Genomic DNA, 23992 nt, shown 5'->3' on the forward strand with positions numbered 1-23992 from the left:
ACATTTTTTAAACTTTTTGTTTTATTTTTTGTTTTTATTTTTTAAAGGATAATCAAATGTTTACAGACACTATTAATAAGTGTGCGGCTAACGCTGCGCGCATTGCACGCCTGTCGGCAAATAACCCGCTCGGCTTCTGGGTCAGCTCCGCAATGGCGGGGGCGTATGTGGGTCTTGGGATCATCCTGATTTTCACGCTCGGTAATTTGCTCGACCCGTCCGTACGTCCTCTGGTGATGGGCGCGACCTTTGGTATCGCCTTAACGCTGGTCATTATTGCTGGTTCTGAACTGTTCACCGGACACACCATGTTCCTCACCTTTGGAGTGAAAGCGGGCACTATCAGCCACGGGCAAATGTGGGCAATCCTGCCGCAAACCTGGCTGGGTAACCTGGTTGGTTCCGTCTTTGTTGCCATGCTCTATAGCTGGGGCGGCGGTAGCCTGCTGCCGGTAGATACCAGCATCGTTCACTCCGTCGCGCTGGCTAAAACCACTGCACCGGCAATGGTACTGTTCTTCAAAGGTGCATTGTGTAACTGGCTGGTTTGCCTGGCTATCTGGATGGCGCTGCGCACTGAAGGGGCGGCGAAATTTATCGCTATCTGGTGGTGTCTGCTGGCATTTATCGCGTCCGGCTACGAGCACTCCATCGCGAACATGACGCTGTTCGCCCTCTCCTGGTTTGGCAACCACAGCGAAGCCTACACGCTGGCGGGTATTGGTCATAACCTGCTGTGGGTGACGCTGGGTAATACTTTATCAGGTGCCGTATTCATGGGATTGGGTTATTGGTATGCTACGCCGAAAGCGAATCGTCCGGTTGCGGACAAATTTAATCAAACTGAAACAGCTGCCGGTTAATTACTAAGGGGTTTTTACGTGGATCATTTGCCTATATTTTGCCAATTACGCGATCGCGACTGTCTGATTGTCGGCGGTGGTGATGTCGCGGAACGCAAAGCAAGGTTGCTGTTAGACGCAGGCGCTCGCTTAACGGTGAATGCATTAGCGTTTATTCCACAGTTCACCGCATGGGCAGATGCAGGCATGTTAACCCTCGTCGAAGGGCCATTTGATGAAAGCCTTCTCGACACCTGCTGGCTGGCGATTGCAGCGACAGATGATGACGCGCTTAACCAGCGCGTCAGTGAAGCCGCTGAAGCTCGTCGCATCTTCTGTAACGTGGTCGATGCGCCGAAAGCCGCCAGCTTTATTATGCCGTCAATTATTGACCGCTCACCGCTCATGGTCGCGGTCTCCTCTGGCGGCACCTCTCCGGTTCTGGCACGCCTGTTGCGTGAAAAACTTGAATCACTGCTGCCGTTGCATCTGGGCCAGGTAGCGAAATACGCCGGGCAATTACGCGGTCGAGTGAAACAACAGTTCGCCACAATGGGTGAACGTCGCCGTTTCTGGGAAAAACTGTTCGTTAATGACCGTCTGGCGCAGTCGCTGGCAAACAACGATCAGAAAGCCATTACTGAAACGACCGAACAATTAATCAACGAACCGCTCGACCATCGCGGTGAAGTGGTGCTGGTTGGCGCAGGTCCGGGCGATGCCGGGCTGCTGACACTGAAAGGACTGCAACAAATTCAGCAGGCAGATGTGGTGGTCTACGACCGTCTGGTTTCTGACGATATTATGAATCTGGTACGCCGCGATGCTGATCGCGTTTTCGTCGGCAAACGCGCGGGATACCACTGCGTACCGCAGGAAGAGATTAACCAGATCCTGCTGCGGGAAGCGCAAAAAGGCAAACGCGTGGTGCGACTGAAAGGCGGCGATCCGTTTATTTTTGGCCGTGGTGGCGAAGAGCTGGAAACACTGTGCAATGCAGGCATTCCGTTCTCGGTGGTTCCGGGTATTACCGCAGCTTCTGGTTGCTCTGCCTATTCGGGTATTCCGCTCACGCATCGCGATTATGCCCAGAGCGTACGCTTAATTACCGGACACTTAAAAACCGGTGGCGAACTGGACTGGGAAAACCTGGCGGCAGAAAAACAGACGCTGGTGTTCTATATGGGGTTGAATCAGGCCGCGACTATTCAGCAAAAGCTGATTGAACACGGTATGCCTGGCGAAATGCCGGTGGCAATTGTCGAAAACGGAACGGCAGTCACGCAGCGCGTGATTGACGGTACGCTCACGCAGCTGGGCGAACTGGCGCAGCAAATGAACAGTCCATCGCTAATTATTATTGGTCGGGTTGTTGGCCTGCGCGATAAATTGAACTGGTTCTCTAACCATTAATTTAACCAGGGCCAGAGAATTCTGGCCTTTTTCGTTTACAACTCTCTTTATATATTCAGCAGATAAAAATACCCCCCTTAATAAATATTATCTGCTAATGGGTTATATTCACCGTTACAGCGACTTACAAAATTAAGTCATTCGTTCACTGACGCCAATTAAATATTCCTGTATCATTCTTAATGAGCAGTCTGCTTATATTCATATAATCAATGAATATTAATCAATATATAATACATAGGGAATGTAAATGAACAAATTTATTAAAGTTGCACTGGTAGGTGCGGTACTGGCTACGTTAACTGCATGTACTGGTCATATTGAAAACCGTGATAAGAACTGCTCTTACGACTACCTGCTGCACCCAGCTATTTCTATTTCTAAAATCATTGGCGGTTGCGGTCCTACTGCACAGTAAGTCTCTGACAGAAATTGGCAGATGCTGATTTAATTGCCTGACGCCCTCGAGATTTTCCGAGGGCGTATTTTTTCTCCATACTCTTCGAAAAACATCGTTCCCAGAATTAAACGTCGGCAATACTCTCGCGCAAAATCCGCAATACCGTCTCTTCACCGCTGCGATTTGGGTTAATGCGAATCGCGCAATGTTCTAACTGCGGATTCGCCTGGCGAAACGTTCCGGAAAGTCGATAAAAGAGCGGCGGGATTTCATATTTCGACTCTGCACCAACCGGGTAAGGCAAGGCACCGAGTTTCTGCGCCTCTTCCAGCACTCTGGCGGCAATCGGCTGATGAAACTCCACAATCAATACCTTCGACTGTGCATTGGCAATGACGGCGCTTTTCACTTCCGCCACCGCGCCGCCGTTAAGCAAAGCCAGCAACCGTTCAGATACCCCCGCCTGCACCGCGTGCATCACTGGCGCGAGCACCAGACCACGCAAGACTTCCAGCGCCTGCGCGCCCTGAACCTGGCTGCCGCCGGAATAGAGCGTGGCGCGAATCCGGCTAATAACATCGGCATCGCCTACCACCGCGCCAACACCCTCTGGCCCAAATAGCTTGAAGCAGGAAAATGTCGAGACATTCGCCCCGCATTCACAGCCAATGCGCGCCACCTTCATCACCGCATAGTTATCATCGGTTAAGGCTGGAACACCTGCCGAGCGCAACGTTGCCAGCACATCTGCCAGAATGTAGCCGTCCTGCGGCTGCTGGCGCGTATGCTGCACCAGCGCCGCATCCGGTTGTTGCTCGTCGACGACCTGCTTAAGTGCCGACAGGTCATTGAAATTAGCAGTAATAAGCGTCAGCCCCATCTGCTCAATAATGACCTGAGTCGTCGGGTAAACAGGCGCGTCATGCACCAGAAGACGCTGCCCCGGTTTGAGCAAAGCCGCCAACGCCGCACGGATCGCGCCAGTACCCGCGCCCTGTACCAGCGCTGCAGCCTGTGCGTGAAATGCATCAGCCAGCACCTGTTCCACTCGCTGGGTAATGCGCGGTTGATTCAGCCCCGGCGTTAAGCCTAAATCACCGCCAGCAAGAAACTCGCTGCCGGGAAAATGGCGACAAATGCTATCCACCAGCGCAAACTGCTTTTGCTGCGCCTCAATAAGCGTCAGGCTTTGCAGAGGAAACGTCTTCATAGGTGCCTTCCTTAAGCCGGAACGAACAGGCCAAGCCAGTAAAGAACATTCAGCAGAATACCGGTGATCATTACTGCCACGACCGGTGCCGCCATTTTCTGTACCGGACGGCCCAGGGATTCGTTGAGGAAGTAAATGGCAACTGCGATAGAGAATCCGGTATAGCCCGCCATTTTGATTGCTGCAAAGATCGAACCGACCAGCAACGCCACTTCCATCAGCATATTCATGGCGTTACGGATGTTATCCGACGCATTACGCACCGACGGGTAGCGCCCCAGCCATTTGCCGATCGAACGAAGCAGCAGGACTTCCGCCGAAATAACCACTGCGCCTAATACCGCTGCAACCATCGGATTCGGCGAGAGATAGCCCACCGCATAAACAAAGGTAAAGCCCGCAACTGCATACACGCCGGTGGCTAGCGCGGTGGTGGCAATCATCGGCACAAAACCCAGCCCGCGCATAAATTCCGCCAGAGCTGCCTGGTTGATTAGTGTTTGCGATTGTTCCGGCGTTACGCCTGCGGAGTACGCTTTCTCCAGAGTGAAGATCGACACTTCACTACCGGCGAAAATCTTCATGCTGGCAACGGCGGCAATCAATGCTCCCACGATGGCGATATACGGTAAGTTTTTGATAATCCGTGACGTGCGTTCTTCAAACACCGAAAGCCCGCTGGCATCAATGTCATTTTCATCACGATGACGCAGGTCGTGAGTTATCGCGATCCCCAGCAGCATCACCATACCAATAAAGATTTCGATGGATTCAGGGTTAAGATGTGGGAAATAGCGCACGACGACCACGCGGGTCATCAGTACCACCACGGCGGCGATCAGACTTTGCTTCCAGCCAAACTGGTAGAAAATCGCCACCAGCGGGAAGAGTGCAAAAGCTGAAACCACCGGCGAGCTTAATTCCCCGAGGCTACCTAATACATCCACCGGTAGCGCGGTCAGCAGCTGGTTTACCGGCAACAGGCAAGTAAGGATCAACACGCCCCAGATAGCGCCAAGACCAAACGCCATCAGGCTGTTTATCGCCAGTACGCCGAGGATATCGGTAGGAAGAAAGAGTAACCATGCGTTGAGCAGCCCGGTTTTCAGGGTAAAAGAGATCCCCACCGAGGCCACAAAACCAATGCTCAGACCAAAAGCGATACTCCCCGCCTCGCGACGGTTCATATAGCCTTCAATCAGTTGCGGCAGGATCGGGCGGATACCGTCATGAAAAACGGCTGCCGAGCGATGCGCCAGAAGCGATGTCATACCCGTCAGGCACGCCACCACGATAATCTGAATATACAGATCCATAGTCGTGCCTTTTATTTCAGATGGTTAATCAGCATCGGAATCGCGTGTTCGACGTGCTCAACGGAAAGGCCAAACGCCACTTTTCCTTCAGCGATCATTTTGGCGATATGCTCGTCTTTCGCTTTAATGCCTGGTTTGGCAATGGTGCAACTTTTGTTATAGCCAATCACCGCGATGGCAATCGACAATGCCGCGCCCGCACCGGTATTACACGCGCCGATGTAGTAATCCAGTTGCCCGGATTTCACTTTCATCGCCGCTTCCATGTCGTTATGAATGAAAACTTCAAAACAGCCAGGAGCCGTCGCTTCAATGGTTTTTTTAATCTGCTCACGCTGTAAGCCTGCAACACCAATCTTTTTCATGAGTCTGTCCTTATTGGAAAAATTGAGAGGGATTTTCACGTAACATCACATCCACATCGGCCTGACTGAATCCTGACTGGCGCAATTGCGGAATAAAGGTGGTCAATAAAAAGTCATAGCCATAACCACCGTTGGCTTTTAAATGAGAGCGCCGCGTAATATCCATCGACAGCATGACGCGGTTCAGCAACCCACGGTCACGTAGCGCATGGAGCATCGCAATCCGCTTTTCGTCCGGGTAGTAACTGTTCTTGCCGATGGTGTCGAACTGCACATACGCGCCGAGATCGATCATCTTCAAAATGTTGTCGAGATTGTCTTTCAGATCGCAGTGGCCGACGGTGACGCGCGAAAGATCAACTCCGTGGGCTTGCAACAGAGCCAGTTGCTCCAGCCCCATCGTGCTGAACGACGTATGCGTGGAGATCGGGCGTCCGGTCTGGTTATGCGCCAGCGCGGCGGCAATAAACACCTTCTCTTCTAGCGACGTAATCTTCCCTTCGCTGGAGCCGATCTCCGCGATAATTCCGGCTTTCAGGTCAGTGCCATCGATACCCTGCTCAATTTCATCGACCATCTCCTGCGCCAGTTCCTGCACGCTGCGGGTCGCCACATGTTCCGGGAAAAACGCGTCCTGGTAATAACCGGTACAGGCCACCACGTTGATCCCGGTTTCACGCATTACATCGAGCATAAATTGCGCATTGCGCCCCATGTAACGGTTGGTCATTTCAATCACATTACGCACGCCCCGGGCCATCAGGTCGTTCATCTCCTGGCAAATGAACGCATACTGATCAAGGCGGCAGTCCACGTTGTTTTTAAAGCCGGAAAGATCAATATGCAGATGCTCATGGGCCAGGGTGTAACCCGTCGGATCAAAACTCATAGGGTGTCTCCTGCAAACCGGAGGGAGGAAAGAAAAGAGCGACCATTTTGTGGCGGTGGCGCACGGAAGAATTCACACACGGTAGCGCCCACATCGGAGAGCGTGGTGCGAACACCAAGCTGCGTGGCAGCCAGGCCTTGCTGATAAACCAGCACCGGCACGACTTCGCGGGTATGGTGGCTGTGACCGATTGTCGGATCGTTACCGTGATCCGCCATCACGACCAGGCAATCATCTGGCTGCATCGTCTCAACCAGGAGAGCAAGATTACGGTCAACGACCTGCAAACGTTCAGCATAACGTGCGACGTCTTCTGCGTGACCAGCGAGGTCGGTTTCCTGAATGTTGGTGCAAATAAACGCTGTCTGATGGGTGATAAATTCGTCGAGGGTGATATCCATAATCCGCTGGCTATCCACCAGGTTTTGCCAGCTCACGCCATAAGGATTGTTGACGATATCTGCCACCTTACCCACCAGCACGGTTGGCACGCCTGCTTCATACAGTTTTTGTGGTACCTGCACTTTTTCATCGACGCCATAGCCCATATGCACGACCTGGAAACCGTTGTCATAAGCGCCAGAACGCGGCGCGTTGATGCCAATAAAGCGCCCTTCTTTGCTTTCTGCGGCATCGAGAATGCGTTGACTGTCGGTTAACAGGCCGCCAAATGTAATGACCCGCCCGACCGGTACCTGCTCACGCACGATACGACCAATTTTGATTGCGTCGTCAAAAGAGACCACAGAGAGATTGGCGGTGATGTTATAGACCTGGCCTAAATCCGCCTCGAGATTATCGCCAATCGCAACCGCCTGATTGACCCACAGAAATTGCAACTCTTCGCCACGGCGCTCCACCTGCCAAGCGGCGGAAACTAATGCCTGCTCAACACGGTCAATCACATCGCGAAAAGGCATCCGCAGCGGTGGTAACGGGCGCGTGCCTAAAATTTCCTGATGCCCCATAAAGGTATCGCCACCTTCATGTTGCAGCTCTGCCACACCCCAGGTTGCGGAGTCTGACGGCTGCATATCACCTGGCGCATAACCCAATGCGTTGATTAGCCCCAACTTCTCCAGCGTTGGTAGCTGCAAATGCGGCAGCTGGCTCAGGATGTGACCACAAGTATTCGCCCCGGCATCCTGTGGACGCACCAGCGTGACATCTTTCATTGCGCCTACGCCAAAGCTATCAATCACTAACACCACAAATCGCGCCATTACGCCCCCAGAGAGTTTCCAAGACTGTCATAACGACCGACGATTTCCGGTTCGCCACGGTGAATACCGGACAGCAACACCACATCGCTACGGGTGACAAAAATCTGCGTGCGAAAACAGAGCACTACTGCACTGCTTACCGGAAACTCGCCTGCCAGCGGCAGGGTGTAGTCGATACTGCTGTCATCCACAGTTTTGAGATTGGTTTCAGTAATCTTTTGATTTTCTGGCGTAAACACCAGCGCATGTTGCGCGTGACCACGACGGTAGTAACCGCCGCCGTAGCAGTAGCTGTCGCCACGGAAATGATGGGAGATTTCACTTAACCAGAGCATCGCGATACGTTCAGGCTGATCGCCCTGCTGGTTTGCCGGAATAGTGCCCGTCAGCGCATGACCGGGTTCGGCATGAGTCACACCGTATTCCGCCAGCAATGGCAGCGAAGTGCAGCTGGTCGCTGAAGGCGCGTTCAGTTGCTCAATCGCAATACCAGATTTCGCCAGTTGATCCCGTGCTTGTACCAGCGTGTGAAGATTCGGTGTCGGCAAAACTTTCCCGACAGCTTCATCCCAAAGCAGGCAAGGGAAATGGGTAAGTCCCGCCAAATGTAACCCCGGCAGATTCTGGATTTCGGCGACAATCTCCGGCAACACCTGGAGGGCAAAACCGCTCTCCTGGCCCGGATAAAGAAAATCATCGTCGCTATAAACTTTGAGTAGCACAGACTGCACACGTCCGGTCTTCAACGCTGCCGCAGAAACTTCCCGCGCTTTGTCGAGAGTAAACACGGTGATGACATCAGTTCCCTGTTCAACGGCGTCAGAAACCAGATGACAAGGGATTTGTACCAGATGCCCCTGATGCGCCACCGGCAAACCAGCGCGGCGCATGACTCGCGCCTCTTTGTAATCCACCGCCACAATGCCGCTGTAGCCTAATGCCAGCAATTTTTCCGCCAGCCACGGATTACGACCAAACTGCTTGGTCATCAGATACAGTTCAATGCCGTAAAGCCGCGCCGTCTCAATCAGCCGCTTACCGTTTTCCAGTATCTGATCCACGTCGATCACCCAGCTGTCCGGGGCGATCTTGCCCTTTTGCCACAAACTTAGTGCGGCGGAAATTAGCGCCGGGTTCTGGCGTTTCAATGCTTCTACAAACATCTTGTTGCCTCGTTTCTGTTCCTTGAATTAAATATTCATTTTTTTGAATATTTAGGTTGTGCGACGTGGATTTGTCGGGAGCTTCAAACCTCTTCGTTAACAGCCATCCATAATCCATAAAGGTTGGCCAGCAAATAGCCTTCTTCACACGGGTTAACTTCCAGTGCAAATTCCTTCAACAACACCTGATGCAATTGCACAACGGCTTGCCAGTGGCTGGATTGCGCCAGTTCTGCCAGCAATTCGTTATCCAGCGGCTCTATTTCTTCACCGCGGCGACTGCGCATCAGTGCGCTCGCCATATGTGTCATCGCCATCATTCCTTGCTCGCTGCGCACCGGTAGATGACACTCTGTTTCCAGTACGTTGACGACCTGCATCATGCCTTTGCAGATGTCCTTATCAATAACGCCTGCATCGCAAAGCAGGTTGAGTCTGGTTTCCATTTCAGATGCCTTTCGTTTAATAACTGGGTTCCTGTTCCCCACTGACCACTCGTTGTTGATGGGCAAGCAGGGCCTGTTTATCAACAACTGCACGCAGCAATTGTTGCATCGGGTAATCATCGACTCGCGTCAAAACCACGGCTTCGGTGGCCTGTAAAAATCGCGGATCGTCTGTGAGCGGCGTCGCTTCTAATCCCAGCATGGTCAGTTCGTTTTCCGCCACCACGTTCCAGATCACCGCATCGACATCGCCTTTAACAATGCGTTGTAAACTCTCGTGATAAGAGAGATCGACACGTTCCACATCACTATCGCCAAAAAAGACATCGGTCATGATTTTCTGATCCGCCGAACGGTTATCCAGCCCCACGCGCTTCACGTTTGCGGACTCGCCTTTACGGCAAATCAACTGGTGCTCGCCAACGTAGGTGTGCGGCCCCAACTCCAGCGCGAGGCATAAGCCTTTTTGCGTGAGATAACTTTCCGCCGCCAGTCGGGAAACAACCGCCATGTCATACACGCCGTTAAGTAAACACTCCACGCGAATATCCGCGCCGCGCATATGCGCATAGTAAAAAGGAATACCATCAAACTGAGCTTTCAATCCGCTCGCCAGGCCTTCGTACAAACGGGTATAGGGCAAGGGCATCGCGCACACCACATTGTTGATATCTACATGAGTCAGCAATGCTTTGTTATCCATCTCGACCAGATAACTGCCATTGCGCCCACGGCGTTCAATCCGTATCGCTCCGCTTGATTCCAGCGTTTTCAACGCGGCCTGCGTCAGGCCAACCGATGAACGGCATTCAGTTGCCAGCTCATCTATGGTTTTCAGTCGATTACCGCACTTTTCACCCAACAAATAACGGGCCAGTGTCGTGATAACGACGCCTTCTTTTTTGATAAACGTTCGACGCATAATATATTTTCAATAAAATGAATGTTTATATCTTCATTAAAATGAAGATAAGTGGCAACTGTGAGATGTGGAAACGGCGAGGTGCTTCACATTTTTTCGGATTATTGCAAATGAGGATAAAAAAACCGGGTTTCCCCGGTTTTTGGCATTAATGTTAAATTACGGCTTCGCCACAAAACCAATCGCTTCGTACACCGCTTTCAGCGTACGAGAAGCGTGTGCACTGGCTTTTTCCGCGCCGTCTTTCATCACCTGTTGCAGGAAGGCTTCATCGTTGCGGAAACGGTGATAACGTTCCTGCAATTCAGTCAGCATACCGGAAACGGCATCAGCCACTTCGCCTTTGAGATGACCATACATCTTGCCTTCGAACTGTTTTTCCAGTTCCGGGATGCTCTGGCCCGTTACCGCAGAAAGGATATCCAGCAGGTTGGAAACGCCCGCTTTGTTCTGCACATCGTAGCGAACTACCGGCGGCTCGTCGGAGTCAGTGACCGCACGTTTGATTTTCTTCACTACCGATTTCGGATCTTCCAGCAGGCCGATAACGTTATTGCGGTTATCGTCAGACTTGGACATCTTTTTGGTCGGCTCCAGCAGCGACATTACGCGCGCGCCGGATTTCGGAATAAACGGCTCCGGCACTTTAAAGATATCGCCATACAGCGCGTTGAAACGCTGGGCGATATCGCGGCTCAGTTCCAGGTGCTGTTTCTGGTCTTCACCCACCGGTACCAGATTAGTTTGATACAGCAGGATGTCCGCAGCCATCAGCACCGGATAGTCAAACAGACCAGCATTGATGTTCTCGGCATAACGCGCAGATTTATCTTTAAACTGCGTCATGCGGCTCAGTTCGCCGAAGTAGGTATAGCAGTTCAGTGCCCAGCCTAACTGCGCATGTTCCGGCACGTGGGACTGAACAAAAATGGTGCTTTTCTCAGGATCGATACCACAAGCCAGATACAAGGCCAGCGTATCCAGCGTCGCTTTACGCAGCTTCTGTGCATCCTGGCGCACGGTGATCGCGTGTTGGTCAACGATACAGTAAATGCAATGGTAGTCATCCTGCATGTTTACCCACTGACGCAGCGCACCCATGTAGTTACCAATGGTCAATTCACCTGAGGGCTGTGCGCCACTAAAAACGATGGGCTTAGTCATTTTTCGATTCCTGATTTTCGCTATGCGGAAGCCCTAATGCGGGCAGAAGGTCATTTATAGACTGATAAATTACATCAGGCTGGCTGAGATCGATAGCCTCGCCGTAGTTATATCCGTAGGTTAAGCCAACTGATGGGCAACCTGCCGCTTTTGCTGCCTGAATATCATTGCGTGAGTCGCCAACAAACAGCATCTGTTGTGGAGCAATTCCCATCCGCTCAGCCACCAGTAACAGCGGGTCCGGATGCGGTTTTTTGTTTTGCACATCATCACCACCAATTACCACGCTGAAGTATTTGGCGATATCTAAGGCTTCGAGCAGCGGCGCGACGAACGGCGTCGGTTTGTTGGTGACCAGACCTAGCGGCAGGCCTTTAGCCTGCAATGCGCCCAGCGTATCGGCAACGTGCGGGAACAAAAACGTCCCCTCTTCGGCAACCTCGCCATAGTAGCGATCGAACAGTTTACGCAGAATACGTACTTGTTCTTCTGCCGGAATGTCGTCATCAACGGGCGGTTTACCCATTGTTTTACGCAGAGTCGCACGTTCCTGACGCGCCCAGGTCAATGCGCGCTCCATCAGAACATCTGCGCCGTTACCAATCCAGGTTATAACGCGTTCTTCACCTGCGACGGGCAACTCCAGCGCATACAGCGCCATATCTACTGCGGTAGCCAAGCCAGGAGCACTGTCCACCAGCGTACCGTCGAGATCAAAAGCGACGCCGCGAATATCTTCAAACTTATTCATGACTTACCTTTGCCAGTTCACTGCGCATTTCATCAATGACTTTTTTGTAGTCTGGCTGGTCGAAGATTGCCGAACCAGCAACAAACATATCCGCGCCCGCCGCAGCGATTTCGCCAATGTTGTTCACCTTCACGCCACCGTCCACTTCCAGTCGAATGTCAAAGCCAGACTCGTCGATACGACGACGTACTTCGCGCAGTTTATCCAGTGTTTGAGGAATGAAAGACTGACCGCCGAAACCAGGATTAACGGACATCAGCAGGATCACATCCAGCTTATCCATCACGTAATCCAGATAGCTCAGCGGTGTCGCCGGGTTAAATACCAGCCCCGCTTTACAGCCATTTTCTTTAATCAGTTGCAGCGTGCGGTCAACATGCTCGGAGGCTTCTGGATGAAAGGTAATGATGCTGGCACCAGCGGCAGCGAAATCAGGCACAATGCGATCGACGGGTTTCACCATCAGATGTACGTCGATAGGGGCGGTAATGCCGTAGTTACGCAAGGATTTCAGCACCATTGGCCCAATCGTCAGATTGGGAACATAGTGGTTATCCATGACGTCAAAATGCACGACATCAGCGCCAGCTGCTAGGGCTTTTGCGGTATCTTCACCCAGGCGGGCAAAATCAGCCGACAGAATTGAGGGGGCAATCAAATACTGTTTCATCCGCTTCTCCTTGAGAATTATTTTTTCGCGGGTGAAACGACTCCTGGTTTGTACAAAGCCAGCAGTTCGTCCACCTTTTTACGTGTGCCGCCGTTGCTGCTTATACTGCGTCGAACTTTGACGACATGCAATTTTGCGCGCTGATACCACTCACGCGTTAACATCGTATCGTGATTGGAGATCAGCACAGGAATATGGCGATCAACCAGACCTTCGGCGATCTCCGCCAGATGCGCTTGTTGTTCAAGCGTAAAACTGTTTGTGTGATACGCCGTAAAGTTGGCGGTCGCAGACAGCGGTGCATAAGGCGGATCGCAATAGACGACGGATGCATCATCTGCGCGTGCCATGCTATCGGCGTAAGACTCACAATAGAAAAAGGCATTCTGCGCTTTTTCAGCGAAGTGATACAACTCTGCTTCCGGGAAATAGGGTTTTTTGTAGCGGCCAAACGGCACGTTAAACTCACCGCGCAGATTGTAACGACACAGGCCGTTGTAACCGTAGCGGTTCAAATATAAAAACAGTACCGCCCGACGGAACGGATCCTGGCTTTTGTTGAACTCTTCGCGGAACTGATAGTAAACCTCGGCGCAATTTGTTTCGGGAACAAACAGCTCGCGTGCGGCCTGTACGTACTCATCAGTACGCATTTTCACAATGTTATAGAGACTGATCAGGTCGCTATTGATATCGGCAAGGATATAACGAGAAAAGTCGGTGTTGAGAAACACCGACCCGGCACCTACAAAAGGCTCAACCAGACATTCGCCCTTGGGCAAATGCCGTTTAATATCATCAAGCAGGGGATACTTGCCCCCTGCCCACTTCAAAAAAGCGCGATTTTTCTTCATGCTGACTAACTAATTACACCTTCTCCGGCTGTGGAGAAAGCTCCGACAGCATCCAGCGCTTCAGGCAACTCCCGCGATGATAAACCATTGCGGGAGATAACCTTGATTACTTCAGATCGGCCTGTACCTGACGCAGCGGTTTCGCCCACGGGTTTTTGGCCTGGACATCGGCTGGCAATGTAGATACCGCTTTTTTCGCCTCTTCTTTCGAAGCGTACACGCCAGAAACCAGGACATACCACGGCTGACCATTACGCGTCGTTTCATAGACAACGTAGTTTTTCAGATTCTCTTTCTTCGCCCAACCGTTCAGGTTGTCGTAGTTAGAGGAACTGCTCAGCTGCAGAGTGTAATGGCTGGACGGTGCCGATTTCAACGAACCCACATTACCTGCGGTCTTCCCTCCAGCGGCTGGTGTTGCCGTGGTTTGCGCCGGGGATGCCGTCTGTACTGGAGCCGTAGTTGCGGTCTCTTTTGGTGCTGGCGTAGAGGTCGCAGCCGGTGCCTTCGTGCTTGCCACAGGAGCAGCTGGTTCAGTACGCTTCGGCGTCTGTGCTACCGGCTTCGGCTCCGTTTTCACGGTTGCTTGCGGTTTTTTCGGTTCAATCACCGCCTGCTGGCGAGCTGGACGCGTAGTGGCCGGACGTTCAGCGGTTTGCGTTTTCGCCGTGTCACGCGATGCATTGCCATTGCGAACAGGCGCGACCGTCGCGGGTTCAGTCGGCAACGTGGAATTGACCGCCACATTATTCAACTGTTGCTGATTTTGTGGCTGGGTCAGCGCATTGTTCAGGTCACCCTGCACTTCAACACGTTGTTGACCATCCGTTGCCGCCGGGGTTTGCCCTTGAGTCGGCGTAGAAGAGATCGGCGGCAGAGAAACATCCTGCTGAGTATTTTCCGCAGACGTGGTTCCCGGCGCTGGCTGCACACCATTCGCCTGATCGGTCGCATTGCCTGCAAGATCAATACTCTTCTCGCCAGACGCGGTTTGATCGCTGGAAGAGGTCGAGGGGGCTTTTAGCGCAGAACCGATACCGATGATCAACAGTAGGAGAACCAGAATGCCGACCCCCATCATCATATACTGACGAGAAGCGGGTTTACTGGCTGCTTTTTTGCGCTTACGCGGACGACGCTCTACGCGCTCTTCATCCACGATTTCATCTTCGGATTCGTCAATTTCTTCTTCGATTTCCGGCTCATCATTGCGCTCTTTTTGCGCACGAGTCGGACGGCGATCGTCAGTGTCATCAAGTTCAATATCATCAAAATTGATCTGCGGTTCGCCACGTTCAGTACGCTCAGAACGTTCAGAAGATTGACGAGAACGACCAGTACGACGATCGCTGGGATCGGGTTTCAGCTCGTCTTCTGGTTTGAATTCATCCATTTAACACCCCACTAAAAGGTTAATGCTTACCACGTTGCAATTAACCTGAAGCTAATAGACCGCTTGATAAGCGGCCTGACCTTTCTTGTTGTTACGCTGATTGACAATCGGCAATGGCGTTAAGAACAAGCTCGTGCGAAACGCCGCTGCGAACTTCACTCTTACCAATTGCCAACGGAAGAATTAAGCGCATCTCTCCCGCAAGGACTTTCTTGTCACGCAGCATATGCGGTAAATACGCCTGCGCAGACATTTCGCGCGGCCCATTGACCGGTAACCCAGCCCGCGTGAGCAGGGTTATAATACGCTGCGTTTCGGCAGAACTAAACTGCCCGAGACGTTCCGACGTCCGCGCCGCCATCACCATACCCGCAGCAACCGCTTCACCGTGTAACCAATTGCCATACCCCATTTCAGCTTCAATGGCATGACCAAAGGTGTGTCCCAGATTCAGTAAAGCACGTAACCCGGTTTCGCGCTCGTCGGCGGCGACAACTTCTGCCTTCAGTTCACAACAACGGCGAATACAGTACGCCATTGCCGGACCGTCCAGACGCAACAACGCATCCAGATTCTCTTCCAGCCAGTTAAAAAACGCACCGTCAAGAATAATGCCGTATTTGATGACTTCTGCCAGCCCCGACGCTAACTCACGCGGGGGAAGCGTTTTCAGACAGTCGAGATCCACCACCACTGAAGCAGGCTGGTAGAACGCGCCAATCATGTTTTTACCGAGGGGATGGTTGACCGCAGTTTTGCCGCCAACGGAGGAATCGACCTGCGACAGTAACGTCGTCGGGACTTGAATGAAACGTACACCGCGCTGATAACTCGCCGCCGCAAAGCCGGTCAGATCGCCCACTACGCCGCCGCCAAGCGCCACCAGCGTAGTATCGCGACCATGCGGCTTTTGTAACAACGCCGTAAAGACGGTATCGAGTACAGCCAGGCTTTTATACTGCTCGCCGTCAGGGAGGATAACGCTATCGACGTTAACACCCGCCTGTTCAAGTACGCCGCGGACCTTATCGAGATACAGAGGAGCCAGGGTTTCGTTGGTAACCAACATGACCTGCTCGCCCGATTTCAGCGGTAAGAATGAAGCTGGTTCATTAAACAAACCAGATGCGATGGTAATTGGGTAACTACGTTCCCCGAGAGTAACGACAATCCTCTCCATAACGCGACATCCACCTTAATTACTGTACCCGCAGACGAGTGTATATAAAGCCAGAATTAGTTGCTTTCCAGCATGTGAATAATCTGGTTTGCGACCACTTTAGCGCTTTGATCATCAGTACGAATGGTCACGTCGGCAATCTCTTCATACAGCGGATTGCGTTCATTGGCCAACGCTTCCAGAACTTCACGCGGCGGTGTTTCAACGTGCAGCAACGGGCGTTTTTTATCACGCTGCGTGCGTGCAAGTTGCTTTTCGATGGTCGTTTCAAGATAAACGACAACGCCACGAGCGGAAAGACGGTTACGCGTTTCGCGGGATTTCACAGAGCCGCCGCCAGTAGCCAGCACAATACCCTGTTTCTCGGTCAACTCATTGATGACCTTTTCTTCGCGATCGCGGAAGCCTTCTTCGCCTTCTAAATCGAAAACCCAGCCCACATCAGCTCCGGTTCGTTTCTCAATCTCTTGATCGGAATCGTAAAATTCCATATTGAGTTGTTGAGCTAACTGGCGCCCAATAGTGCTTTTTCCGGCACCCATAGGCCCAACCAGAAAGATATTGCGTTTCTCTGCCATTTTTTCGGTACTACTAAGACTATTCGTTAATGATAAACCCGCTTCGCTCAGAGAGCGCCGCAGGACATGAACTGAAACCTCATAAGATATTGCGAGAGTCAGACTGAAAATTATCTCAATACTCCAGCGGGTTTGGCAACTGAATAAATCACCCATCCCTCTGCATATCTGGTCGCTGCAAGCGCGCTGCCTTGCTACCACCGCTCTGGCGATAAATCACCGGGTAAGATTAGCGTAAAAAAGACAGCAAAATGCCGCCTGAATGATAAATCATCATCATGGAACGCAGGCAGCGAAGAGCACCAACTCTCAAATCGGTACTCCTTGTATGCTAAATACCTGCGCGCGTCAAATAGATGAAACACGTTCAGCGTAAAAACATTACCGCTTTTACGGCTGTTTACTCACTGGAAACCAGTCGTGGCGTGATAAACACCACTAACTCGCGTCGTTCATCTTCTTTTCCGTCATGACGAAATAATTGCCCGAACCAGGGAATGTCGCCAAGCAACGGTACGCTATCCTGACCCGATTTATTTTTACGGGTAAAAATGCCGCCCAGCGCCAACGTTTCTCCGCTTTTGACCTCGACCTGCGTTTCGATCTCCTGCTTATCAATCGCCAGCACTTCGCCATCGGCCTGCTGTAGCACCTGCCCCGGAACGTTCTGGCTGATGTGTAATTTCAGCCGGATGCGACCTTTTTGTAACACCGTGGGCGTGACCTCCATCCCCAGGACGGCCTCTTTAAATTCCACCGACGTCGCGCCACTTTCCCCGCTGGAAACCTGATATGGAATTTCGCTCCCCTGTTTAATGCTGGCAGGCTGAAGATGTGAGGCCAGCAGACGCGGACTGGCGATAATATCCAGCTGCTGTTTTTGTTCGAGCGCAGAAAGCTCAAGATCCAGCAAACGTCCGTTGATACGCCCAATGTTAAAACCGACATGCGTTGTCGCCGTCGCTACGGAGAGGTCGCTGCCAAGCGTGGTGACTTGCCCAACGCCACCAGCTTGTTGCGCATCGGCCAGCGTCCATTTCACGCCTAACTCACGCAAACTTTTTTCATTAATGGTGACAATATGCGCCGACAGCTCAACTTGCCCGACCGGCAGATCCATTTGCGCTACCCACTGTTCAAGGGCGCTTAACGCCGTTTTGTTATCTCGCAGCAAAAGGCGATTGGTGCGTTTATCGACGGTCATACTCCCTTTGGCACTCAGTAGCTTCTCCCCAGCTTTCGCCAGCTCTCCGGCGTCGGCGTATTGCAGAGTAATATTGCGATTTTCCAGCGGCAGATTTGCCTGCGCCCGCGCCTGCTCCGCTTCCTGACGGGCGATATTGTCATTCTGCCAGGCAATGGAATGCACTGAGAGAATGTTGCCCTCCTGGCGCGTTATCAGTCCGGCGCTTTTCACTACAGTTTGTAGTGCCTGCTTCCAGGGAACATCTGTTAGATGTAACGACACCGTACCGCTGACGTCTGGCGACACCACCAGGTTCAACTTCTCCTGTTCAGCCAGCGCCTGCAACACCTGAGCTACCGGAACGTCATCCACCATCAGTGTCACTTTTTGCGGCTTTGCCGCCTGTACGCCGGGTATCAGCATCAACAGTAGTGCGGCTATCCATTGCTTCATTTGTATCTCCTTGCCGTTGCCACAACCATTGTGGCGGTTCGCAGTTTGTTCCGGTTCCCAGCGTTAGTGCGTCTGGCGTCAGCTGTAAAATTGTCCAGCCGTTTTCCAGCACATCGTTTTGCTGCACCCGTCGCCATTTCTTTTGCCCGTCTTTTATTACACCGATGATGCGCTCGCCTCGCCCTACTATCCCCTGATAGCGCCACTGGCTAAGTTCGCTAATCCGGCATAGATCTTCCGGCGGTTTAAAAGGGTCACGCATACCGGTTAAAAGGCACAATGCAATACCTGCCAACAACCAGCGTTTACCCCTCATGCGGCGTCTCCAGTTGTAGCGTGAACAAAAGATCATCACCTTCCACGCTTAACGAAAAACGGCTCACGCTGACGTTGCGCTCTGCCAGCCGTGTAAATGCCGACGGCACTGCTTCCCACAGCGTTTTCAACGCCAACTCACCTCCCTGCGCGGATGGATGCCAGGAAACCAGTTGCGCGCCGGGCAACTGAAAATCCAGTGGCGAAAAGGGCAGCGTTTTTTCTTCGCTGAAGGAAGTGGTGTCTACCAGGCGATACAGTGCGGCCCACTGCTGGTGATGACTCGCCCGTAGTCGAATTAATGCGTCGCTCTCTTCCTGGTGTGTCGATGACAGAAAAATGAGCGTAACTAACATCATCAACCAGAATGCCCAGCAAAGCTGGCGGAGGCGGGGTGATGCGGCGAACCACCAGTCAAAGAGCATGTCCATCGCTAACCTTCCTTGTTAACTGATACTCAAATTGCCAGCGTCCCTGCGCATCCTGCTGCGTGGCCCCCCGCTGATTGAGATGAAAAGATGCATCCTGGCGGAGTGACGTTTCTAGTGCGTTTAACGCGGTAATGCTTGTTGTCAGCCCCTTGATCTCCAGCGTTCCCTGCTGCCAGCTTATCGTTGTCAGCCAGGCGTGCTCGGGTAAAAGCGCCGCCAGTGCTTCCAGCGCAGATTGCCAGTCGCGGGTAAATTGTCGCTGGCGCTGCCTTTGCAAACGCTGTTCGCGTAACTGCTGTTGCTCCAGCAAACGTGGTTTCGTTATCTGTAAGCTGCGAGCGAGTTGTTGTTCCGCCTGAAGCAAAACGGCGTTTACGCGTGCTTCGGCGTTGCTTGTCAGACGCATTATTAGCGTAATCCCGACGGCCAGCAGCAGAGGCGCAACGAACATCAGCAACCAGAAACGCAGAAAAGCGGTCCGGCGTTGCTGTCGCCAGGGCAAAAAATTAATTGGCGGGTTCATCAGTTCGCCTTCCCTAGCGCCAGCCCCAGCGCGATGGCAAAGTCTCCACCTGGCGGCGGTAGCGGCGGCTGACGAACAGAAACGGCCTCCCAGGGATCAAATCCGCCTTCGCCACATAGCGCGACGCTTTCGGGATCAACGGATAACGCTGCCGCCAGCTCCTTCGCGCTAGTCATCCCCACCGCCAGTTTGCGCCCCCAGCGATAGCGCGTCGCCCACAGCCACTGTTCGTTATCACGCCAGGCCAGACATTGCTGATGAGAAGGTAAAAAAGGCAGGAATCGCTGTAATGCACTGGCATCCGGGGTGATCGCGCTAACATGAACACGCAACCTTTCTGCCAGAGTAAGCAGCGTTGCCAGCTCTTTGCTTTGCGCGGCAGTCACGTTATAGGCGGGACTGAGTGAGTCTTCGCTGTAATCGAAGCGCAGGGAGTCCGGATCCATATCCAGTTCACGGGCCATCGTCCCGGACAGCCAGGCCGTTTGCTCCCGCTCACCAAGGGACATCGACGGGCGCGGAAATGACCGCTGTAATGTGCGACTGGCGGGAAACGCCAACATAATGTGATGACGCTGCGGCAGTTCGCGGCTCCACGGTAACAACGTGTTAGCCAGCCGCTGCGCATCAACAATCCGCCCATCTTTGATAATGTCATTCTCCAGCGGCAACCGCCACCAGCGTTGCAAAAAGCATTCTTTTGCGCCCCGCACGATCGCAACCGCTACCGCTTCTTGCTGTTGTAAATGCAAACCAATTTGCCAGATCTTAAATGCCATTGTGATGATCTCCTTATCACCCGTCACTCTGACGGGTATATCAATGCGTCTGGCTTGCCTTTATACTACCGCGCGTTTGTTTATAAACTGCCCAAATGAAACTAAATGGGAAATTTCCAGTGAAGTTCGTAAAGTATTTTTTGATCCTTGCAGTCTGTTGCATTCTGCTGGGAGCAGGCTCGATTTATGGCCTATACCGCTACATCGAGCCACAACTGCCGGATGTGGCGACATTAAAAGATGTTCGCCTGCAAATTCCGATGCAGATTTACAGCGCCGATGGCGAGCTGATTGCTCAATACGGTGAGAAACGTCGTATTCCGGTTACGTTGGATCAAATCCCGCCGGAGATGGTGAAAGCCTTTATCGCGACGGAAGACAGCCGCTTCTACGAGCATCACGGCGTTGACCCGGTGGGGATCTTCCGTGCGGCAAGTGTGGCGCTGTTCTCCGGCCACGCGTCACAAGGGGCGAGTACCATTACCCAGCAGCTGGCGAGAAACTTCTTCCTCAGTCCAGAACGCACGCTGATGCGTAAGATTAAGGAAGTCTTCCTCGCGATTCGCATTGAACAGTTGCTGACGAAAGACGAGATCCTCGAGCTTTATCTGAACAAGATTTACCTCGGTTACCGCGCCTATGGTGTCGGTGCTGCGGCACAAGTCTATTTCGGTAAAACGGTCGACCAACTGACGCTGAACGAAATGGCGGTGATAGCCGGGCTGCCGAAAGCGCCTTCCACCTTTAATCCGCTCTACTCAATGGATCGTGCCGTCGCGCGGCGTAACGTCGTACTGTCGCGGATGCTGGATGAAGGGTATATCACCCAACAACAGTTCGATCAGACACGCACTGAGGCGATTAACGCTAACTATCACGCGCCGGAGATTGTTTTCTCTGCGCCGTACCTGAGCGAAATGGTGCGCCAGGAGATGTATAACCGTTATGGCGAAAGTGCCTATGAAGACGGTTATCGCATTTACACCACCATCACCCGCAAAGTACAGCAGGCCGCACAGCAGGCAGTACGTAATAACGTGCTGGACTACGACATGCGCCACGGCTATCGCGGCCCGGCAAATGTGCTGTGGAAAGTGGGCGAATCGGCGTGGGATAACAACAAGATTACCGATACGTTGAAGGCGCTGCCGACCTATGGTCCTCTGCTGCCTGCCGCAGTCACCAGCGCCAATCCTCAGGAAGCGACGGCGATGCTGGCGGACGGGTCGACCGTCGCATTGAGTATGGAAGGCGTTCGCTGGGCGCGTCCTTACCGTTCGGATACTCAGCAGGGACCGACGCCGCGTAAAGTGACCGATGTTTTGCAAACGGGTCAGCAAATCTGGGTTCGTCAGGTTGGCGATGCATGGTGGCTGGCACAAGTGCCGGAAGTGAACTCGGCGCTGGTGTCGATCAATCCGCAAAACGGTGCCGTTATGGCGCTGGTCGGTGGCTTTGATTTCAATCAGAGCAAGTTTAACCGCGCCACCCAGGCACTGCGTCAGGTGGGTTCCAACATCAAACCGTTCCTCTACACCGCGGCGATGGATAAAGGTCTGACGCTGGCAAGTATGTTGAACGATGTGCCAATTTCTCGCTGGGACGCAGGTGCCGGTTCTGACTGGCAGCCGAAAAACTCGCCGCCACAATATGCTGGTCCAATTCGCTTACGTCAGGGGCTGGGTCAGTCGAAAAACGTGGTGATGGTACGCGCAATGCGGGCGATGGGCGTCGACTACGCTGCAGAATATCTGCAACGCTTCGGCTTCCCGGCACAAAACATTGTCCACACCGAATCGCTGGCGCTGGGTTCAGCGTCCTTCACCCCAATGCAGGTGGCGCGTGGCTACGCGGTCATGGCGAACGGCGGCTTCCTGGTGGACCCGTGGTTTATCAGCAAAATTGAAAACGATCAGGGCGGCGTGATTTTCGAAGCGAAACCGAAAGTAGCCTGCCCGGAATGCGATATTCCGGTGATTTACGGTGATACGCAGAAATCGAACGTTCTGGAAAATAACGATGTTGAAGATGTCGCTATCTCCCGCGAGCAGCAGAATGTTTCTGTACCAATGCCGCAGCTGGAGCAGGCAAATCAGGCGTTAGTGGCGAAGACTGGCGCGCAGGAGTACGCACCGCACGTCATCAACACACCGCTGGCATTCCTGATTAAGAGTGCCTTGAACACCAATATTTTTGGTGAACCAGGCTGGCAGGGTACTGGCTGGCGAGCAGGTCGTGATTTACAACGGCATGATATAGGCGGAAAAACGGGTACCACTAACAGTTCGAAAGATGCGTGGTTCTCGGGTTACGGTCCGGGCGTTGTGACCTCGGTCTGGATTGGCTTTGATGATCACCGTCGTAATCTCGGTCATACAACGGCTTCTGGAGCGATTAAAGATCAGATCTCAGGTTACGAAGGCGGTGCCAAGAGTGCCCAGCCTGCATGGGACGCTTATATGAAAGCCGTTCTTGAAGGTGTGCCGGAGCAGCCGCTGACGCCGCCGCCGGGTATTGTGACGGTGAATATCGATCGCAGCACCGGGCAGTTAGCTAATGGTGGCAACAGCCGCGAAGAGTATTTCATCGAAGGTACGCAGCCGACACAACAGGCGGTGCACGAGGTGGGAACGACCATTATCGATAATGGCGAGGCACAGGAATTGTTCTGATTAAAAAGGCGCTTCGGCGCCTTTTTCTGTTTGCTGACAAAGTGCACTTTGTTTATACCGGATACGGCGTGAACACTTTACCCGTCTGGCAACATCTAGAAAAATCAATATATTGCAGGAGCCGCACAGGCCTGATAAGCATTATGCATCAGGCAAACTTCACGCATTTACAACCGCCCCTGCCCCTTCAACCATTCGCGCACGAGGAACAGCGCGCTGACATTACGCGCTTCATTGAAGTCAGGATCTTCCAGCAAATCCATCATATGCGCCAGCGGCCAGCGCACCTGTGGTAGCGGCTCTGGCTCATCGCCTTCCAGCGATTCCGGATAGAGATCTTGCGCTACCACGATATTCATTTTGCTGGAAAAGTAAGACGGCGCCATGCTGAGCTTCTTCAAAAAAGTCAGATCGTTCGCACCAAATCCCACTTCTTCTTTTAGCTCGCGGTTAGCGGCTTCGTAGACGCTTTCACCCGGATCAATTAATCCTTTCGAAAAACCTAATTCGTAGGATTCCGTTCCCACTGCGTATTCGCGGATCAGGATCAGGTGATCGTCCACAATCGGCACAATCATCACCGCTTCCCGGTTGGTTGGACGCATTCGTTCATAAACACGCCGCACGCCATTGCTGAACTCCAGATCCACGCTTTCGACGGTAAACAGTCGTGAACGGGCTACAGTTTCAACATTCAGAATGGTGGGTTTTTGTAATGATTTGCTCATCGTGGGATCTATGCTGTGAAATCAGCGGTTATTGTGCGATATCGGACACGCTTTCGGCAATGTGAATTGCATGTTATTTACATTTATGTAACTTATTAAATAATCATCCTCAAATCAAATTAAAAG

General features: G+C 52.5%; 25 protein-coding genes. 4 read left to right on the top strand and 21 right to left on the bottom strand.

Annotation, left to right across the window (positions count from 1 at the left end):
- Positions 1–56 precede the first annotated feature (56 nt).
- The 3 genes from nirC (at position 57) to ACJHWR_RS08595 (ending at position 2673) form a co-directional block, all read left to right on the top strand.
- Positions 57–863: a nitrite transporter NirC gene (gene nirC / locus ACJHWR_RS08585; RefSeq protein WP_000493563.1), complete on the top strand. Its 807-nt coding sequence runs from the start codon at positions 57–59 to the stop codon at positions 861–863.
- A gap of 18 nt (positions 864–881) precedes the next feature.
- Entirely contained in the window at positions 882–2255 is a 1374-nt protein-coding gene (cysG, locus tag ACJHWR_RS08590; protein ID WP_000349855.1) for a siroheme synthase CysG, read from the top strand.
- 250 nt (positions 2256–2505) lie between these two features.
- Positions 2506–2673: a YhfL family protein gene (locus ACJHWR_RS08595; RefSeq protein ID WP_001031834.1), complete on the top strand. Its 168-nt coding sequence runs from the start codon at positions 2506–2508 to the stop codon at positions 2671–2673.
- Positions 2674–2779: 106 nt separating this feature from the next.
- On the opposite strand, the gene ACJHWR_RS08600 is transcribed toward ACJHWR_RS08595, so the two are convergent.
- From ACJHWR_RS08600 to hofM, 20 genes are all read right to left on the bottom strand, one after another.
- Complete coding sequence (locus tag ACJHWR_RS08600; RefSeq protein ID WP_000847169.1) at positions 2780–3865, bottom strand: aminotransferase class I/II-fold pyridoxal phosphate-dependent enzyme; 1086 nt, start codon at positions 3863–3865, stop codon at positions 2780–2782.
- A gap of 11 nt (positions 3866–3876) precedes the next feature.
- Positions 3877–5181 carry a YhfT family protein gene (locus tag ACJHWR_RS08605; protein WP_000366865.1) on the bottom strand — a complete coding sequence of 435 codons (1305 nt, stop codon included), beginning with the start codon at positions 5179–5181 and terminating at the stop codon, positions 3877–3879.
- An 11-nt stretch (positions 5182–5192) separates the two neighbouring features.
- Positions 5193–5546, bottom strand: coding sequence for a DUF2620 domain-containing protein (locus ACJHWR_RS08610; protein ID WP_000719728.1), 354 nt, complete (start codon positions 5544–5546; stop codon positions 5193–5195).
- Between the two features lie 10 nt (positions 5547–5556).
- Positions 5557–6435, bottom strand: coding sequence for a phosphotriesterase-related protein (locus tag ACJHWR_RS08615; protein WP_000006986.1), 879 nt, complete (start codon positions 6433–6435; stop codon positions 5557–5559).
- Entirely contained in the window at positions 6432–7658 is a 1227-nt protein-coding gene (locus ACJHWR_RS08620) for a phosphopentomutase (protein ID WP_000090603.1), read from the bottom strand. Before ACJHWR_RS08620 ends, ACJHWR_RS08615 begins: the two co-directional genes overlap by 4 nt.
- Complete coding sequence (locus tag ACJHWR_RS08625; RefSeq protein WP_000497318.1) at positions 7658–8821, bottom strand: YhfX family PLP-dependent enzyme; 1164 nt, start codon at positions 8819–8821, stop codon at positions 7658–7660. The genes ACJHWR_RS08620 and ACJHWR_RS08625 overlap by 1 nt, the downstream gene beginning before the upstream one ends.
- Positions 8822–8904: 83 nt before the next feature.
- On the bottom strand, positions 8905–9267 hold the full coding sequence (locus ACJHWR_RS08630) for a hypothetical protein (protein WP_001361654.1): 363 nt from the start codon (positions 9265–9267) through the stop codon (positions 8905–8907).
- A 16-nt stretch (positions 9268–9283) separates the two neighbouring features.
- Positions 9284–10189, bottom strand: a complete 906-nt coding sequence (gene yhfZ / locus ACJHWR_RS08635) for a GntR family transcriptional regulator YhfZ (protein ID WP_001254832.1) — start codon at positions 10187–10189, stop codon at positions 9284–9286.
- A gap of 159 nt (positions 10190–10348) precedes the next feature.
- A complete protein-coding gene (gene trpS / locus ACJHWR_RS08640; protein ID WP_000165543.1) occupies positions 10349–11353 on the bottom strand; it encodes a tryptophan--tRNA ligase in 1005 nt (334 codons plus the stop codon).
- Entirely contained in the window at positions 11346–12104 is a 759-nt protein-coding gene (gene gph, locus ACJHWR_RS08645; protein WP_001031735.1) for a phosphoglycolate phosphatase, read from the bottom strand. Before gph ends, trpS begins: the two co-directional genes overlap by 8 nt.
- A complete protein-coding gene (rpe, locus tag ACJHWR_RS08650) occupies positions 12097–12774 on the bottom strand; it encodes a ribulose-phosphate 3-epimerase (protein WP_000816280.1) in 678 nt (225 codons plus the stop codon). Before rpe ends, gph begins: the two co-directional genes overlap by 8 nt.
- Positions 12775–12791: 17 nt before the next feature.
- Positions 12792–13628, bottom strand: coding sequence for an adenine-specific DNA-methyltransferase (gene dam / locus ACJHWR_RS08655; protein ID WP_000742141.1), 837 nt, complete (start codon positions 13626–13628; stop codon positions 12792–12794).
- Positions 13629–13734: 106 nt separating this feature from the next.
- Positions 13735–15021 (bottom strand): cell division protein DamX, encoded by a 1287-nt coding sequence (gene damX, locus ACJHWR_RS08660; protein ID WP_000343177.1) that lies wholly within the window; start codon positions 15019–15021, stop codon positions 13735–13737.
- A 91-nt stretch (positions 15022–15112) separates the two neighbouring features.
- Complete coding sequence (gene aroB / locus ACJHWR_RS08665) at positions 15113–16201, bottom strand: 3-dehydroquinate synthase (RefSeq protein ID WP_000439850.1); 1089 nt, start codon at positions 16199–16201, stop codon at positions 15113–15115.
- 56 nt (positions 16202–16257) lie between these two features.
- Positions 16258–16779 carry a shikimate kinase AroK gene (gene aroK / locus ACJHWR_RS08670; protein WP_000818618.1) on the bottom strand — a complete coding sequence of 174 codons (522 nt, stop codon included), beginning with the start codon at positions 16777–16779 and terminating at the stop codon, positions 16258–16260.
- 400 nt (positions 16780–17179) lie between these two features.
- Complete coding sequence (gene hofQ, locus ACJHWR_RS08675; RefSeq protein WP_000815972.1) at positions 17180–18418, bottom strand: DNA uptake porin HofQ; 1239 nt, start codon at positions 18416–18418, stop codon at positions 17180–17182.
- Positions 18330–18734 carry a DNA utilization protein HofP gene (gene hofP / locus ACJHWR_RS08680; protein WP_012311711.1) on the bottom strand — a complete coding sequence of 135 codons (405 nt, stop codon included), beginning with the start codon at positions 18732–18734 and terminating at the stop codon, positions 18330–18332. The genes hofQ and hofP overlap by 89 nt, the downstream gene beginning before the upstream one ends.
- A complete protein-coding gene (gene hofO / locus ACJHWR_RS08685; RefSeq protein WP_000367363.1) occupies positions 18724–19164 on the bottom strand; it encodes a DNA utilization protein HofO in 441 nt (146 codons plus the stop codon). Before hofO ends, hofP begins: the two co-directional genes overlap by 11 nt.
- Positions 19148–19687, bottom strand: coding sequence for a DNA utilization protein HofN (hofN, locus tag ACJHWR_RS08690; RefSeq protein ID WP_001069343.1), 540 nt, complete (start codon positions 19685–19687; stop codon positions 19148–19150). Before hofN ends, hofO begins: the two co-directional genes overlap by 17 nt.
- Positions 19687–20466, bottom strand: coding sequence for a DNA utilization protein HofM (gene hofM, locus ACJHWR_RS08695; RefSeq protein ID WP_000874542.1), 780 nt, complete (start codon positions 20464–20466; stop codon positions 19687–19689). Before hofM ends, hofN begins: the two co-directional genes overlap by 1 nt.
- 119 nt (positions 20467–20585) lie before the next feature.
- Between hofM and mrcA the strand changes: the two genes are divergently transcribed.
- Positions 20586–23138 carry a peptidoglycan glycosyltransferase/peptidoglycan DD-transpeptidase MrcA gene (mrcA, locus tag ACJHWR_RS08700; RefSeq protein WP_024175766.1) on the top strand — a complete coding sequence of 851 codons (2553 nt, stop codon included), beginning with the start codon at positions 20586–20588 and terminating at the stop codon, positions 23136–23138.
- Positions 23139–23305: 167 nt separating this feature from the next.
- On the opposite strand, the gene nudE is transcribed toward mrcA, so the two are convergent.
- Positions 23306–23866: an ADP compounds hydrolase NudE gene (gene nudE / locus ACJHWR_RS08705; RefSeq protein WP_000045743.1), complete on the bottom strand. Its 561-nt coding sequence runs from the start codon at positions 23864–23866 to the stop codon at positions 23306–23308.
- Between the last annotated feature and the right edge of the window lie 126 nt (positions 23867–23992).

The sequence above is a fragment of the Escherichia sp. WS568 genome, from assembly GCF_046486085.1.
Classification (GTDB): Bacteria; Pseudomonadota; Gammaproteobacteria; order Enterobacterales; family Enterobacteriaceae; genus Escherichia; species Escherichia coli.

Bases quoted from the DNA above. Each gene is read 5' to 3' on its own strand.
- trpS (WP_000165543.1), bottom strand. From the start codon at position 11,353: ATGACTAAGCCCATCGTTTTTAGTGGCGCACAGCCCTCAGGTGAATTG.
- ACJHWR_RS08620 (WP_000090603.1), bottom strand. From the start codon at position 7,658: ATGGCGCGATTTGTGGTGTTAGTGATTGATAGCTTTGGCGTAGGCGCA.
- ACJHWR_RS08605 (WP_000366865.1), bottom strand. From the start codon at position 5,181: ATGGATCTGTATATTCAGATTATCGTGGTGGCGTGCCTGACGGGTATG.
- damX (WP_000343177.1), bottom strand. From the start codon at position 15,021: ATGGATGAATTCAAACCAGAAGACGAGCTGAAACCCGATCCCAGCGAT.
- dam (WP_000742141.1), bottom strand. From the start codon at position 13,628: ATGAAGAAAAATCGCGCTTTTTTGAAGTGGGCAGGGGGCAAGTATCCC.
- hofM (WP_000874542.1), bottom strand. From the start codon at position 20,466: ATGGCATTTAAGATCTGGCAAATTGGTTTGCATTTACAACAGCAAGAA.
- hofQ (WP_000815972.1), bottom strand. From the start codon at position 18,418: ATGAAGCAATGGATAGCCGCACTACTGTTGATGCTGATACCCGGCGTA.
- aroB (WP_000439850.1), bottom strand. From the start codon at position 16,201: ATGGAGAGGATTGTCGTTACTCTCGGGGAACGTAGTTACCCAATTACC.
- ACJHWR_RS08630 (WP_001361654.1), bottom strand. From the start codon at position 9,267: ATGGAAACCAGACTCAACCTGCTTTGCGATGCAGGCGTTATTGATAAG.
- yhfZ (WP_001254832.1), bottom strand. From the start codon at position 10,189: ATGCGTCGAACGTTTATCAAAAAAGAAGGCGTCGTTATCACGACACTG.
- ACJHWR_RS08595 (WP_001031834.1), top strand. From the start codon at position 2,506: ATGAACAAATTTATTAAAGTTGCACTGGTAGGTGCGGTACTGGCTACG.
- hofN (WP_001069343.1), bottom strand. From the start codon at position 19,687: ATGAACCCGCCAATTAATTTTTTGCCCTGGCGACAGCAACGCCGGACC.
- nudE (WP_000045743.1), bottom strand. From the start codon at position 23,866: ATGAGCAAATCATTACAAAAACCCACCATTCTGAATGTTGAAACTGTA.
- nirC (WP_000493563.1), top strand. From the start codon at position 57: ATGTTTACAGACACTATTAATAAGTGTGCGGCTAACGCTGCGCGCATT.
- hofO (WP_000367363.1), bottom strand. From the start codon at position 19,164: ATGGACATGCTCTTTGACTGGTGGTTCGCCGCATCACCCCGCCTCCGC.
- ACJHWR_RS08600 (WP_000847169.1), bottom strand. From the start codon at position 3,865: ATGAAGACGTTTCCTCTGCAAAGCCTGACGCTTATTGAGGCGCAGCAA.
- ACJHWR_RS08610 (WP_000719728.1), bottom strand. From the start codon at position 5,546: ATGAAAAAGATTGGTGTTGCAGGCTTACAGCGTGAGCAGATTAAAAAA.
- hofP (WP_012311711.1), bottom strand. From the start codon at position 18,734: ATGAGGGGTAAACGCTGGTTGTTGGCAGGTATTGCATTGTGCCTTTTA.
- gph (WP_001031735.1), bottom strand. From the start codon at position 12,104: ATGAATAAGTTTGAAGATATTCGCGGCGTCGCTTTTGATCTCGACGGT.
- aroK (WP_000818618.1), bottom strand. From the start codon at position 16,779: ATGGCAGAGAAACGCAATATCTTTCTGGTTGGGCCTATGGGTGCCGGA.
- ACJHWR_RS08615 (WP_000006986.1), bottom strand. From the start codon at position 6,435: ATGAGTTTTGATCCGACGGGTTACACCCTGGCCCATGAGCATCTGCAT.
- rpe (WP_000816280.1), bottom strand. From the start codon at position 12,774: ATGAAACAGTATTTGATTGCCCCCTCAATTCTGTCGGCTGATTTTGCC.
- ACJHWR_RS08625 (WP_000497318.1), bottom strand. From the start codon at position 8,821: ATGTTTGTAGAAGCATTGAAACGCCAGAACCCGGCGCTAATTTCCGCC.